The sequence below is a fragment of the Dankookia sp. GCM10030260 genome (genome assembly GCF_042666655.1).
Taxonomy (GTDB): Bacteria; Pseudomonadota; Alphaproteobacteria; order Acetobacterales; family Acetobacteraceae; genus Paracraurococcus.
The window spans coordinates 88,864-103,345 of the sequence record NZ_JBHTDE010000007.1; the positions used below are offsets into that span (position 1 = coordinate 88,864).

General features: G+C 70.6%; 9 protein-coding genes. 5 read left to right on the top strand and 4 right to left on the bottom strand.

The genetic code is table 11. From position 1 onward, the window contains the following. The first annotated feature begins 97 nt into the window (after positions 1-97). The gene (locus ACFQS7_RS20820; RefSeq protein WP_380069053.1) at positions 98-1,786 is read left to right on the top strand and encodes a sigma-70 family RNA polymerase sigma factor; all 1,689 of its coding nucleotides are present in this window, start codon (positions 98-100) and stop codon (positions 1,784-1,786) included. A 63-nt stretch (positions 1,787-1,849) separates the two neighbouring features. On the opposite strand, the gene ACFQS7_RS20825 is transcribed toward ACFQS7_RS20820, so the two are convergent. The 4 genes from ACFQS7_RS20825 to ACFQS7_RS20840 all read right to left on the bottom strand — a co-directional run bounded on the left by ACFQS7_RS20825 (position 1,850) and on the right by ACFQS7_RS20840 (position 6,472). Continuing rightward, the gene (locus ACFQS7_RS20825; protein ID WP_380069054.1) at positions 1,850-3,328 is read right to left on the bottom strand and encodes a methyl-accepting chemotaxis protein; all 1,479 of its coding nucleotides are present in this window, start codon (positions 3,326-3,328) and stop codon (positions 1,850-1,852) included. Positions 3,329-3,420: 92 nt separating this feature from the next. Next, positions 3,421-4,716, bottom strand: coding sequence for a dicarboxylate/amino acid:cation symporter (locus ACFQS7_RS20830; RefSeq protein WP_380069055.1), 1,296 nt, complete (start codon positions 4,714-4,716; stop codon positions 3,421-3,423). A 199-nt stretch (positions 4,717-4,915) separates the two neighbouring features. Further along, positions 4,916-5,953, bottom strand: a complete 1,038-nt coding sequence (locus ACFQS7_RS20835) for an ABC transporter substrate-binding protein (protein ID WP_380069056.1) — start codon at positions 5,951-5,953, stop codon at positions 4,916-4,918. Between the two features lie 78 nt (positions 5,954-6,031). Beyond that, positions 6,032-6,472: a hypothetical protein gene (locus tag ACFQS7_RS20840; protein ID WP_380069057.1), complete on the bottom strand. Its 441-nt coding sequence runs from the start codon at positions 6,470-6,472 to the stop codon at positions 6,032-6,034. Positions 6,473-6,584: 112 nt separating this feature from the next. Between ACFQS7_RS20840 and ACFQS7_RS20845 the strand changes: the two genes are divergently transcribed. The 4 genes from ACFQS7_RS20845 (at position 6,585) to ACFQS7_RS20860 (ending at position 14,474) form a co-directional block, all read left to right on the top strand. After that, a complete protein-coding gene (locus ACFQS7_RS20845; protein ID WP_380069058.1) occupies positions 6,585-8,123 on the top strand; it encodes an acetolactate synthase large subunit in 1,539 nt (512 codons plus the stop codon). 296 nt (positions 8,124-8,419) lie between these two features. Beyond that, positions 8,420-9,730 (top strand): efflux RND transporter periplasmic adaptor subunit, encoded by a 1,311-nt coding sequence (locus tag ACFQS7_RS20850; protein WP_380069059.1) that lies wholly within the window; start codon positions 8,420-8,422, stop codon positions 9,728-9,730. A gap of 98 nt (positions 9,731-9,828) precedes the next feature. Next, entirely contained in the window at positions 9,829-12,975 is a 3,147-nt protein-coding gene (locus ACFQS7_RS20855) for an efflux RND transporter permease subunit (RefSeq protein ID WP_380069060.1), read from the top strand. Continuing rightward, positions 12,972-14,474, top strand: coding sequence for a TolC family protein (locus ACFQS7_RS20860; protein WP_380069061.1), 1,503 nt, complete (start codon positions 12,972-12,974; stop codon positions 14,472-14,474). The genes ACFQS7_RS20855 and ACFQS7_RS20860 overlap by 4 nt, the downstream gene beginning before the upstream one ends. Positions 14,475-14,482 lie beyond the last annotated feature (8 nt).

Here is a 14,482-nt window from a genome sequence, read left to right on the forward strand (position 1 = left end):
GGCCCGGCCGGCGTTTCGTCGTTTGAGGGTCGCGCCGCATGGGTGCTGGCCGACATGCAGCGGGCCCGCGAAGGCCCGCCGAGGAGTGGATCGAGTGATGGACGGGTTTGTCACCGAGACGATGCTGGATGAGGGCGAGCCCGAGATCCGGGTCTCGCGTCCCCACGGCGCGCCTGCCTTCGATGATCTGGTGGCTCGTGTCCCGGGTGAGGATCATGCCGCTTGGGAGGAAGGCGAGGCGGCCGAGGAGGGCGACGACGCCCCCGAGGAACTCGTCGAGGAGGAGAGCGAGGACGGCGAGGCCGCCCCCGCCGCCGAGGCCGCGCAGCCCGCTGCCGGCAATTACGACGAAGCCTCGCTGGGCCGGACCGACGACCCGGTGCGCATGTTCCTGCGCGAGGCATCGCGCACCGAGTTGCTGACGCGCGAGCAGGAAGTCGCGCTCGCCCAGCGGATCGAGGCCGGCCGCGAGGCGATGCTGGGGGCGCTCGGCGCCTGCCCGGCGACCCGCGCCCAGCTCGGCGCCTGGCGCGATGCCGTCGCCGCGGGCCAATTGCCGCTGCGCGACCTGGTCGAGCTGGAGGCCATGGCCGCCGCGGCGGAGGCACCGGCCGAGGGCGAGGAGAGCGAGGCGACGGAGGGCACGCTCGACCAGCGGCTGCGGCCGGAGATCCTGGTCGCCTTCGATGCCGCCCTGTCGGGCGACCCGGATGCCCCGGCGACCGAAACCGCGGCCCTGGTCGCGGCGCTGCGGCTGCGCGCCGACCGGATCGAGACGCTGATCGAGGCGGTGCGCGCGGCGCACCGCAAGCTGACCGCGCTCGACGGCCGTGCGCTGCGGCTGGCGGCCACGGCCAAGGTCAGCCGCGACGACTTCCTGAAGCTGTGGGACGGCGGCGAGGCCGGCACGGCCAAGCTGGCGACCAAGTTGAAGGCCGCCGGCGGCGAGCTGCGGGAGATCCGTGTCGAGGTCGGTGCGGTCGAGGTCGAGGCCGGCGTCGCCGCCGCCTCGCTGCGCCGCCTGCATGCCGAGATGAGCCGCGGCGAGCGCGACATGCGCCGGGCGAAGGAGGAGCTGACCCGGGCCAACCTGCGCCTGGTCGTGCATATCGCCCGCAAGTACCGCAACCGCGGCCTGCTGCTGGGCGACCTGATCCAGGAAGGCAATATCGGCCTGATGCGGGCGGTCGAGAAGTTCGACTGGCGCAAGGGGTTCAAGTTCTCGACCTACGCCACCTGGTGGGTGCGGCAGGCGATGACGCGCGCCATCGCCGACCAGGCGCGGACCATCCGCGTGCCGGTCCACATGGCGGAGACGGCCTCGAAGATCGCCCGCCTCGGCCGCATCCTGGCGCACCGCACCGGGCGCGAGCCGACCGCCGAGGAACTGGCGGTGCGGCTCGGCGTGCCGACCGAGAAGGTGAAGTCGGTGCAGGGCATCGTCCGCGAGCCGGTCAGCCTGGATACGCCGATCGGCGAGGAGGACGACGGGCGCCTGGGCGACCTGATCGAGGACCGCAACGCGATCCACCCCTTCGAGGCGGTGGCGCGGTCCGGCCTGCGGGAGGCCGCGGCGCGGGTGCTGTCCGACCTGACGCCGCGCGAGGAGCGGATCCTGCGGATGCGCTTCGGCATCGGCATGGAGCGCGACCACACGCTGGAGGAGGTCGGCAAGACCTTCAACGTGACGCGGGAGCGCATCCGGCAGATCGAGGCCAAGGCGCTGAAGAAGCTGCAGAACGGCCAGCGCGGCCGGGCGCTGCGGAGCTACCTCGACCGCGGCTGAACCGAGCCGGGCCGGGACGGCATGGTGCAAGGGAGCGGCCGCCAGGCCGCTCCTTTTGCAATTTCAGTGCACCAGGACGGCCGCGGCCTCCTTGGTCTTGGTCACCGCACCCGCGGCCTGGTGCACCGCGGAGGCGATTTCCGTGATGTTGCCCGAGACGGTCTGCACCGCATTGGCGGCAGACTGCATGTTGGCCGACATGCTGCGGGTCACCGCGCTCTGTTCCTCGACCGCCGAGGCGGTCACCGCCACATGCTCCCGCACCGCCTCGACCGCGCCGCGGATCGCGGTCAGCGCCGCGGCGACCGTGGCCGAGGTCGCCTGGATGCCCTCGATCTCGCGCGAGATCTGTTCGGTCGCCTTGGCCGCCTGGTTGGCCAGGTTCTTCACCTCCGAGGCGACCACGGCGAAACCCTTGCCGGCATCGCCGGCCCGTGCCGCCTCGATCGTCGCGTTCAGCGCCAGCAGGTTGATCTGCCCGGCGATGCCCTGGATCAGCCCGACCACGCCGTTCATCGCTTGGGCGGCGTTGGTCAACTGCCCGGTGCTCTCGCCGCCGGCATTGGCCTGGGCGAAGGCGTCCTCGGTCGCGGTGCGCGACTTGGCCATGTTGTGGGCGATCTCGGCGATTGAGGCGGCGAGTTCCTCGGCGCTGGCGGCGACCATCTGCACGTTGCTCGAGGTCTCCTCCGCTGCATGGGAGGCAGAGCCGGCTTCCCGCGTCGAGCGGTCGATGGCGCCGTCGATCTCGCCGAAGTTGATGTCGATGAGCTTCTTGAGGTCGGCGAGCAGGGCGATCTGGCTGGTCACGTCGCTGGCGAATTTCACCACCTTGGTGACCTTGCCGTGCATGTCGAGGATAGGGTTGTAGGAGCCCTCGACCCAGACCGGCCGGCCGCCCTTGCCGATGCGGCGGAACTGACCCGCCTGCGGCTCACCGCGCCGCAGCGCTGCCCAGAATTCCTTATAGTCCGCGCTGTCGCGCTGGGCGGGGTCGATGAACATGGACTGGTGCTTGCCGGCCACCTCGGCGGGGGAATAGCCCATCGCCTGCAGGAAATTCTCGTTGGCCTGCAGCAGCGTGCCGTCGGGGGCGAAGGCAACGACGGCCTGGGCACGGTCGACCGCCTTCATCTGCGCCGCGTAGTCGAGGTTGAGCAGCCGCTCCTTCGCATCCGCCCACTCCACCACGTAGCCGAGCCGCCGGCCATCCTGCCGCAGCGGGGTGACCAGAAGGTCGAAGACGTGCCGGCCGACTTTGATGGTCGCGGCATGCGGCTTGTTCAGCCCCGCCAGCATCTGCCGCTGATGCGTCGGGTTCTTGTGGAAGACGTCGATATTGCTGCCGATCAGGGTGGCCAGGTTGAAGCGGGGCAATTCCCTCCGCAGATCGGCCTCGGCTTCCCGCATCAGCTCGACGACCGCCGGGTTCATGTAGGTGATGGTAAGATCGTCGTCGGCGACCATGATCCTGGTATGCACGGCATCCAGGGCCGCCAGCCTCGGCGCGGCGCCGGCATCGCGTTTGAAACTGCCGAACATCGGGGCATCTCCATCTACGGTCCCGATGGGATGCTTTCGGCGCTAACGATCGGTGAACATGAGCGTTTCTTCATGTATCGGCCTGGGTGGGGTCAGGCGACTCGTCCGGCCGCTGCATAGCCCTCCTGGTCGCTGGCCGCGTCGGCACGGTCCTCCGGCTCGGGCGCCATCTCGCCTTCCCACTTGCCGACCACGGCGGTGGCCAGCGAGTTGCCGATGACGTTGGTCGCCGAGCGCCCCATGTCGAGGAACTGGTCGATGCCGATGATCAGCAGCAGCCCGGCCTCGGGGATGTTGAAGGTCGCCAGCGTCGCCGCGATGACCACGAGCGAGGCCCGCGGGACGCCGGCCATGCCCTTGCTGGTCAGCATCAGCAGCAGCAGCATGGTGATCTGCTGGCCCATCGAGAGCTCGATGTTGTAGGCCTGGGCGATGAAGATGGTGGCGAAGGTGCAGTACATCATCGAGCCGTCGAGGTTGAAGCTGTACCCCAAGGGCAGCACGAAGCTGATCACCTTCCGCGACACGGGGAAGCGCACCAGCTGCTCCATCAGCTGCGGATAGGCCGCCTCCGAGCTCGCGGTGCTGAAGGCGAGCAGGAAGGGCTGGCGGATCAGGCTGATCAGCTCGAAGACCCGGCGGCCGAAGATCAGGAAGCCGACCGCGGCCAGCAGGCACCAGAGGATCGCCAGGCCGAGGTAGAATTCGGCGACGAAGACCCCGTAGGTGACGAGGATGCCCAAGCCCTGGGTGGTGATGATCGCCGCCATCGAGGCGAAGACCGCCAGCGGCGCCATCAGCATGATGTAGCCGGTCACCTTGAGGATGACGTGGCTGATCTCCTCGCACCAGGCGACCACGGTCTTGGCCTTCTCCCCCAGCGCCGCGCAGGCGACGCCGAAGAAGATGGAGAAGACGACGATCTGCAGGATCTCGTTGGTCGCCATCGCCTCGAAGATCGAGCGCGGCACCAGATGCGCGACGAAGTCCTTCAACGAGAGCGAGGAGGTGCCGATCCCGCTGGCCGCCGCGGCATCCGGCAGCGGCATGTCCAGCCGCGCCCCCGGCTGCAGGATGTTCACAAGCACCATCCCCAGCACCAGGGAGACGACGGAGGCCGAGACGAACCACAGCATCGCCTTGGCGCCGATCCGCCCGACCGCCCTGGTGTCGCCCATATGGGCGACGCCGACCACCAGGGTCGAGAAGACCAGCGGCGCGATGATCATCTTGATCAGCCGCAGGAAGATGTCGGTGACGAGGGAGATGTAGCCGGCGATCGCCTTGGCGGTGTCCGGGTCGGGCCAGAGGATGTGGCAGAAATGGCCGACCGCGATCCCGAGGACCATACCGACCATGATGAGGATCGTCAGCCGCTGCGCCCGCATGCGCCTTCCCCCGGGCTCCGGCGGCGCCAGGATGCACGCCACGGGCCGCGGGGTGAAGCGTCGGCCCTGCCGAAAGGTTGCGACGCGGCAGGGGGCAGTGGCCCATGTCAGGCGCGGCCGGGAAAGCGGCATCCTCCCGTGGGACCCGGTGCGTCCAATGGGGAGGGACCACCTTTCCCGCCCCAAGCCTGCTTCCGACTCAGGCCTTGCCGATCCCCTTGTTCACCAGCGAAGCATCGAACGCCTTCCGCCAGTCCAGCGCCGCCGGCAGCACGCCGATATCGGCCATCGCCGCATGGAAGCGCTGCCAGCGCGCCTCGGTCATGGCGCCGATCCCGAGCGTCGCCGCATCGCCCGACCGGACGATCCCCGCCTCGTTCATCATGCGGGTGCCGAAGGCGATGAGCTCATCGCCCATCTCCGGGTTGGCCGCCTTGATCAGCGCATTGGCGGGCGCGGTGTCCACCCCCCCGGCCGGGCCCTTCAGGTACTGGTCCCAGCCCGCCATGGTGGCGTCGACGAAGCGCTGGATCACCTCGCGCCGGTCGGCCAGGGTCTTCGCGCCGATATTGATGGTGGTGCCGTAATTCTCGAAGCCGGCATCGTGCAGCAGCAGCATGTCGGGATTCACCCCGGCCTGGCGGATGGTGAAGGGCTCGGACCCCAGATAGCCCTGCTGCACCACCTGCCTGTCCGCCAGGAAGGGCTGCATGTTGAAGGTATAGGGCCGCAGCTGGTCCTCCTTCAGGCCGTATTTCCTCACCAGGAAGGGCCACCAGGTCACCCGCGCCTCGGCGCCGACCAGGATGGTGCGGCCGCGCAGCGCCTCGAATCCGGTGAAGCCGGTGTTCGGGTGGGCGATCAGGACCTGCATGTCCTTCTGGAAGATGGCGCCGATGCAGAGGAAGGGGATGCCCTCCCGCACGAAATTCAGCGCCGAGAGCCCGTTGCCCATGGCCATGTCGACCCGGCCGCCGAGCAGCAGCTGCGCCGGGTTGATCTGCGGCCCGCCGGTGCGCAGCTCGACCTCGAGCCCCGCCGCGCGATAGAGGCCGGCCGCCTGGGCCTGGTAGAAGCCGCCATGTTCCGCCTGGGCGCGCCAGTTGGTGATGAAGCTCACCTTGTCGAGTTTCGGCTGGGCCCGGGCGGGGGAGGGGACGGCCGCCAGCAGCGGCGCCCCGGCGCCGACCAGGCCGAGCGCCGTACGGCGCGAGACGGTGAAACGGTGGATGGTCATCCGGTCGTTCTCCCCGAAGGTCCTCGTCACCGGGAAGGTGGCACGCCCAGCCGCCGGCGCAAGCGTCAGCAGGGGGGGCTACCGCCGCAGCCCGAGCGGCATGAGCAGCAGCAGCGCCACGCCGAAGCCCCAGGCACCGTTGTAGAGCAGCCCGCGCCAGGGGATCGCGCCGTTCCAGGTCGGCAGGCCCTTCAGGTACGGCACCAGCGTCACCGCCACCGCGGTCAGCGCCAGGGCGCCGAAGACGGTGCCGAACAGGATCGCCGGCGGCCGCAGCTTCACCAGGATCAGCGCCAGCAGCATGCCCCAGACCCCGCCCCAGAAGGCCTGGGAGCCGATCACCGGCACGCCGAGCGGCTTGGTTGGCGCCATGTTGAACGGCGCCCCGGTCTTGCCGAGGAAAGCCACCACCGCCGGGATATCATTGCCGACGGTGTGCAGCAGGAAGGCCGTGCCCTGGTGGAAGACCGGGACCGCGACGAAGCCGGCGGCGAAGCCGAACAGGAGGATGCGGAGCATCTGTTACGCTATCGCCCTCCCGGCCCGCTTGTCACGCTACCCCTCGGCATCTTGCGGCCGGGCGCCGGCCCGCGCACCTTGGCCGGTGGAACCGCCTGGGAAGGGAATTGCCGTGAACGGAGCCGAAAGCCTGGTGAAGACGCTGCTCGGGGGGGGCGTCGATGTCTGCTTCGCCAATCCCGGCACCAGCGAGATGCATTTCGTCGCAGCCCTCGACCGCGTCCCCGGCATGCGCTGCGTCCTCGGCCTGCAGGAGAACATCGTCACCGGCGCGGCGGACGGCTACTGGCGGATGGCCGACAAGCCGGCCGCCACCCTGCTGCATTGCGGCCCTGGCTTGGCCAACGGCCTCGCCGGCCTGCACGACGCCCGACGCGCCCGGTCCGGCATCGTCAACGTGGTCGGCGACCAGGCGGTCTACCACCGGCCGTTCGACGCGCCGCTGACCGCGGATGCCGAGGGCTGGGCGCGCGGCGTCTCCGCCTTCATCCGCACCTCCTCCCGCGCCGAGGATGTCGGCGCCGATGCGGCGATGGCGGTGCAGGCCGCCCGTACCTCGCCTGGCCAGGTGGCGACCTTGATCCTGCCCTCCGATTCGTCCTGGAACGAGGGCGGCGTGGTGGCGGCGCCGCTGACCGTCCCCGCGGTGCCGCAGGCCGATCCGCATCAGGTGGAGCAGGCGGCACGGGTGCTGCGCGGCAAGAAGAACGTGCTGCTGCTGCTCGGCGGCCTGGCGCTCAGGGAAGGCGCCCAGGTCCAGGCCAACCGGATCGCGGCCGCGACCGGCTGCCGGCTGCTGGCCGAGGGCTCCAACGCCCGCATCCAGCGCGGCCAGGGGCGCCTGGCGCTCGACCGCGTGCCCTATGTGAACGAGCAGGCGGTCGCCGCCCTGAAGGGCATCGAGCACCTGGTGCTGGTCAATGCCAAGGAGCCGATCGGCTTCTTCGGCTATCCCGGCAAGCCCAGCCGCTTCTGGCCGCCGGAATGCGAGATCCACCTGCTCACGCGCCTCGACCAGGATGCCGAGGGGGCGCTGCGGGCGCTGGCGGACGCGCTTGGCGCGCCGAAGGCGGCGATGCCGAACCCGGGGCCGCGGCCGCAGGCGCCGCGCGGCGGGTTGAGCCCGGAGGGGCTGGCCCGCACCGTGGCGGCGCTGATGCCCGATGACTCGGTCATCGTGGACGAGAGCGTGACCTACGGCCGCGGCTTCTTCCCCGAGACCTATGCCGCGCCGGCGCATGACTGGCTGCAGAATTGCGGCGGTGCCATCGGCTATGGCCCGCCGGTCGCGGTGGGGGCGGCGATCGGCGCCGCCGGGCGCCGGGTGATCGCGCTGCAGGCCGATGGCAGCGCCATGTATACGCCGCAGGCGCTCTGGACCCAGGCCCGGGAGAAGCTGCCGGTGACCACCGTGCTTCTCTCGAACCGCAAGTACCAGATCCTGATCGGGGAGTACCAGAATGTCGGCGCCAATCCGGGGCGGACGGCGATGGACATGCTCGACCTCGGCAACCCCGACCTGAATTGGGTTCAATTGGCCAATTCGATGGGGGTCGAGGCGGCGCAGGCCAGCACGCTGGACGCGCTGGGCGACCTGATGGCGCAGTCCTTCGCCCGGCCCGGGCCCTTCCTGATCGAGCTGATGATCTAGCGATGCGCGCGGAACGCGACCCGTGGGATGTCGCGTTCCGTGCATGCTGTGCCGCAGCATGAGACGCGGGACGATGATCGGACTTTCCTAGCGTTCAGGTTTCGCCCAATGTCCGCGTAATGCGCCTTGGTGCAATGTGCCGGGTACTGGGGTAGACCACTGCCCCAGCCGGCCCGCGATGTCCCGGGGCGTCAACGGGATATCGGGGGGAGGCACACGGCAATGCGGCGAGCGGCGGGTCCTACTGACCAATGAACATGATCCCCCAGCCGCATCCTGTGCCGGCGGACACCGTCATGCGGCAACCAGTGCAAAGCGTCGCCGTGCCGCCCTCCCCCAGCGTTCCGCCGGTGGAAGCCGCGGCCGAGCCGCCGGTCGCCGCAGCGCCGCCGTCGCGTCGCCGGCTCTGGATTCCCGCCCTGCTGCTGCTGCTCGCCGGCGGGGGTGCCGCCGGCTACTTCTTTACCCACCAGCCGCTGGTGGTGCCGATCTCGCCCGCCGCCAGCGTGACCGAGCCGATGTCGCAGGGCGAGTTCCGGCTGTCCGACAACGAGATGCGGGCGCTGCGGATCGAGGAGATGCAGCTGCGCGACTTCCATGCCGAGCGGGTGGCGGAAGGCCGCATCGCCTACAACGACGATCGCGCGACCCCGGTCTTCTCACCCTATAACGGGCGTGTGGTCCGCGCCCTGGCGCGGATGGGCGACACGGTGCAGGCCGGCGACCCGCTGCTGGAGATCGAGACCACCGACCTCGCCGGCGCCGCCAACGACCTGCTCGCCGCCGCCGATGCCGCCGGCAAGGCGCGCGCCGCGCTCGACCAGGCGAAGCGGGAGGAAAGCCGGCAGAACAGCCTGTTCTCCGCCCGCGCCGCCTCGCAGCGCGACGTCGAGCAGGCCCGGGTCGCCGCCATGGGCGCGGCCTCCGACCTGCGCAGCGCCGAGGCGACGCTGGCCGCCGGCCGCGACAAGCTGCGCGTGCTCGGCCGCAGCCCGGAGCAGATCGCCAAGATCGAGCAGTCCCGCATGGTCGATGCCGTGGTGGTGGTGCCGGCGCCGATCGGCGGCACCGTCACCCAGCGCCGGGTCGGCCCCGGCCAGTGGCTCTCGACCGGGGCCGCCGAACCCGTCTTCACCATCGCCGACCTGTCCACCATGTGGCTGGTCGCCGCGGTGCGCGAGCTGGACGCGCCGCTGATCCGGGTCGGCCAGGGCGTGAAGGTCGCGGTCGGCGCCCTGCCGGGGCGCGAATTCGATGCCCGCGTCACCGCCACCAGCGCCGGGCTCGACCCCACCACCCGCCGCATGACCGTGCGGGCCGAGGTGCTGGACCCTGACCACCTGCTGAAGCCGGAGATGTTCGCCACCTTCCGCATCTCGGTCGGCGAGGAACGGCGGGCCGTGGCGGTGCCGGTGAACGCGATGATCTACCGCGGCGCCGAGGCCAGCGTCTGGGTCGCGCTCGACGGCAACCGCTTCATCCTGCGCCGGGTGAAGACCGGCATCCGCAGCGGCGACATGGTCGAGGTGCCGGAAGGGCTGCAGCCGGGTGAGCACGTGGTCACCGGCGGCGCCCTGTTCATCGACCGCGCCGCCCGGATCGACTGATCCGTCCCGCCCCGGCCCGGCCGGGGCGGAACCGCACCTGAACAACGACGTGACGCGGGCGGCGGCAAGCCGCCCCGAACCCCGCCGGGACTCCATATATGCGTCAGATCGTCGCCTTCTCGCTGCAGCGCCGGCCGCTGGTCATCCTGCTGTTCTTCACCTTCATCGTCATCGGCCTGTTCGGCTTCACCAGGCTCAACATCGAGGCCTACCCGGATCCGGTTCCGCCGCAGGTCGTCATCATCACCCAGAACCCCGGCCAGTCCGCCGAGGAGATCGAGCGCTACGTCACCATCCCCGTCGAGGTGGCGATGGCAGGCCTCCCCAACCTGACCTCGGTGCGCTCGACCAGCCTGTTCGGCCTGTCCGACGTCCGCGTGCAGTTCAACTTCAACTACACCTACGACCAGGCGCTGCAGCAGGTGCTGAACCGGCTGGGCCAGCTGGACGGGCTGCCGGAAGGCGCCCAACCGCAGATCTCCCCGCTCAGCCCGATCGGCGAGATCATGCGCTACCGGCTGGTCGGCCCGCCCGGCTATTCGCTGGCCGACCTGAAGACGCTGCAGGACTGGGTGCTGGACCGCCGCTTCAAGCGGGTGCCCGGTGTCATCGACGTCACCTCCTTCGGCGGCCTGACCAAGAGCTACAACATCGTCGTCGACCTGCCGCGGCTGGCGGCGCACGGCCTGACCCTGCCGCAGGTGATCCAGGCGGTGCGGGCCGGCAACGCGACGGTCGGCGCCGGCACCATCCGGATCGGGCCGCAGGCCGCGGTGGTGCAGGGCATCGGCCTGATCCGCAACCTCGACGACATCCGCGGCGTGGTGGTCTCGGCCGAGGGCGGCGTGCCGGTGCTGCTGTCCGACCTCGCCACGGTCGAGATCGGCAATACCCCGCGGCTCGGCATCGCCGGCCACGAGGACGACGACGACGTGGTGCTGGCCACCGTGCTGATGCGGCGCGGCGAGCAGACCCTGCCCACCATCCGCGGCGTGCAGGCCGAGGTGGCGCGGATCAATGCCGGCGGCGTGCTGCCGCCGGGGGTCAGGATCCACCCGCTCTATGACCGGGAGGACCTGGTGAAGATCACCACGCGGACGGTGGTGCACAACATCATCGAGGGCGTGATCCTCATCCTGGTGATCCAGTACCTCTTCCTCGGCGATTTCCGCGGCGCGCTGGTGGTGGCGGCGACCATCCCCTTCGCCTTCCTCTTCGCCATCCTGCTCATGCTCAGCCGGGGCGAGAGCGCCAACCTGCTCAGCCTGGGCGCGCTCGACTTCGGCCTGCTGGTCGATGCCACCGTCATCATGGTGGAGAACATCTACCGCCATCTCGGCCTCGCCCGGCAGGCGGCGCATCGCTACGTGCCCCCGGCCGGGTCGAAGGAGCTGTCCGGCCTGTCGCTGACCGTGCTGCGGGCGGCCGGCGAGGTGGACAAGGCGATCTTCTTCTCGGCGCTGATCATCATCGCCGCCTTCATCCCGCTGTTCACGCTCGGCGGGATCGAGGGCCGGATCTTCGGCCCGATGTCGAAGACCTACGCCTACGCCATCATCGGCGCCCTGCTGGCGACCTTCACCATCACCCCGGCCCTGGCCGCGGCCATGCTGAAGGAGGACAGCCGGGAGAAGGACACCTACCTGGTCCGCGTGCTGCGCTACTGCCACCGCCACCTCTACGGGCTGGCGATGCGGGCGCGGCTGGTCTGCCTCGGCCTGGCGGCGGCGCTGTTCGGCCTGGCGCTGCTGCTGCTGTCCACCCTCGGCGCCGAATTCCTGCCGACGCTCGAGGAAGGCAATCTCTGGGTCCGCGCCACCATGCCGGGCACCATCAGCCTGGAGGAAGGCAACGCCACGGTGAACCGCATCCGCGGCGTGCTGATGGAATTCCCCGAGGTCGTCACCGCCACGTCCCAGCAGGGCCGGCCGGACGACGGCACCGACAGCGCCGGCTTCTTCAATGCCGAGTTCTTCCTGCCGCTGAAGCCGCCCGACCAGTGGACCACCGCGCCGAACCGCGACGGTCTGGTGCATGCCATGCAGGCGCGGCTGTCGCGCGAGTTCGTCGGCATCGAGTTCAGCTATGCCCAGGCGATCAGCGACAACGTCCAGGAGGCCGCCTCCGGCGTGAAGGGCGCCAATGCCATCAAGGTCTATGGGCCGGAGCTCGACATCATCGCCCGCAAGGCGGAGGAGATCCGCAGGGTGATGACCGAGGTCGAGGGCGTCGCCGACCTGGCGGTGTTCCGCTCGCTCGGCCAGCCGACCGTCGCGGTGCAGATCGACCGGGCGCGGGCCGCCCGCTTCGGCCTTTCGGTCGGCGACATCAACGAGGTGGTGCAGGCGGCAATCGGCGGCAGCGAGGCCGGCCGGCTCTACGAGCCCGGCGGCGACCGCAACTTCCCCCTGGTGGTGCGGCTCGACGCGCCGTTCCGCGACAGCATGGAGGCGATCGGCCGGGTACCCGTGGGCGGCACGCGGGCGGCGACCCTGGCCGACGTGGCGGACATCCGCCTGGTCTCCGGCGTCTCCTACATCTACCGCGAGGATGCCAGCCGCTACGTGCCGATCCGTTTCTCGGTCCGTGGCCGCGACCCGGCCTCCACGGTGGCCGAGGCGCAGGAGCTGGTGGCGCAACGGGTGGAGATGCCGCCGGGCTACCGGCTGGACTGGGTCGGCGAGTTCCGCAACCTGCAGGAGGCGATCGGCCGGCTGGTCGTGGTGGTGCCGGCGGCGCTCGCGCTCATCCTCGTGCTGCTCTACGTCCAGTTCAACACGCTGCGGGAGACGCTGCTGGTCTTCGCCATCGTGCCGCTGTCGCTGACCGGGGGCATCGCCGCGCTGGCGGTGGCGGGGCTGAATTTCTCGGTGCCCGCGGCCATCGGCTTCCTGGCATTGTTCGGCATCACGGTGATGGAGGGCATCATCATGCTGTCGCACTTCAACCACCTGCGGCTGGAAGGCATGCCTTGGCGCACGGCCCTGGACCAGGCCGGGGTCGACCGCATGCGGCCGGTCTTCATGACGTGCTTCGCCAGCTTCACCGGCCTGCTGCCGATGGCGCTGGCCACCGGCATCGGCGCCGACGTGCAGAAGCCGCTCGCCCTCGTCGTCGTCGGCGGCATCGGCCTCGTCCCGCTCTTCATCCTGGTGGTCTTCCCGGTCATGATCGATCTCTTCGGCAAGCCGCGCCATCTGCGGCAGGAAAGCGCCGCCGCGCGGGCGCTGGGCGTGCGGGCATGAGGCTGCGGATCGCCCTGCTGGGCCTGGCACTGCTGGCATCGCCCGCCCGGGCGCAGACCGCCCCGGCGACGCCGGGCAGCCTGCCCTTGCCACTGGGCCGCGACGCGGCGCGGCTGACCCTGGCCGAGGCGGAGCAACTGCTGATCGAGCACAACCTGGGCGTCATCGCCGCCCGGCGCGGCGTGGATGCGGCGCGGGCCAACCGGCTGGTCGCCGCCTCCCTGCCGCCGCCGCAGGTGACGGTGGGCAACAGCTTCGCTCAGTTCAACGAGACCAAGGGCGGCGGCACCAAGGGTGCCCGCTTCCTCAGCCCGAGCAACAACATCGTCGCCGGCCTGTCGGTGCTGGTCGAGCGCGGCGGCAAGCGGACGTTGCGCACCCGGGTCGCCGAGGACCAGATCGGCCAGGCCGAGGCGCTGGTGCTGGACGCGGTGCGCACCCAGCTGTTCGCCCTGCGGCAGGGCTTCCTCGGCGCGCTGCTGGCGCGGGCCAACCTGGAAGTGGCGCTGGGCAACCGGATGAGCCTCGACCGAACCGAGACCCTGTTGCGCCGGCAGCTGCGCGACGGCGCCATCCCGGAAGGCGACCTGCTGCGCTTCCAGGCCAGCCGGCTGCAATTCGAGCCCGACGTGACCACCAACGCCCAGGCCTATGCCGCCGGCGTCGCCGCGGTGGCGGCGCTGCTCTCGGCTGACCCGGCCGCCTTCCAGGCGGGGGCGGGGCAGATCGGCGCCCTCGGCATCACGCCATCGGTGCCGGGGTCGCTCGGCGCGGTGCCACCCAGCCAGCGGGCCGCGGCGCCGGCCGGCCCGGCCAGTGCGCCGACCAGCGTGCGGACCATCCTGTCGCCGGTCGCCTTCGACCTGCGTGGCCGGTTCGACGCGGTGCCGCAATTGGGCATCGCGCGGGACGACCTGGCCCGCGGCATCGAGACCCGAGCCGACGTCGTCGCGGCGCAGCGGCAATTGGCCGCGGCGAATTCCAACCGGCTGCTGGCCGAGGCGGGGCGGTCGCGCGACGTCACGCTGAACGGCAGCTATGCCCGGTCGCGGCTGTCGCAGGACCTGCCGAACTCGACCGACCCGCTGGATGCGGTGAACAGCTTCGGCATCCAGCTGTCGGTGCCGATCTTCACCCGGCGGATCGTCGAGGGGAATATCGGTGTCGCCAGCGCCCAGGCCGGCCAGGCGGAGGCGCAGGCCCGCGCCGCGCTGCTGCAGGCCCGCGCCGACTTCGCCGCGTCCTGGGCGACCTACGAACAGTCCCGCGCGCTGCTGACGCTGTTCACCGGCGGGGCGCTGAGCCGGGCCGAGGAGGCGTATCGCAGCACCGAGCAGGCCTACCTGGCCGGTGGGCGTTCCTTGATCGACGTGCTGGATGCGCTGCGCACGCTGAACGCCACGCGGATCCAGGCCAACCAGGCGCGCTATGCCTATCTGCTGTCGCTGGCGCAGCTGGAATCGGCGACCGGCGTGTCGGGGATCGCGCCCAAGCTCTGAGCCGCGCG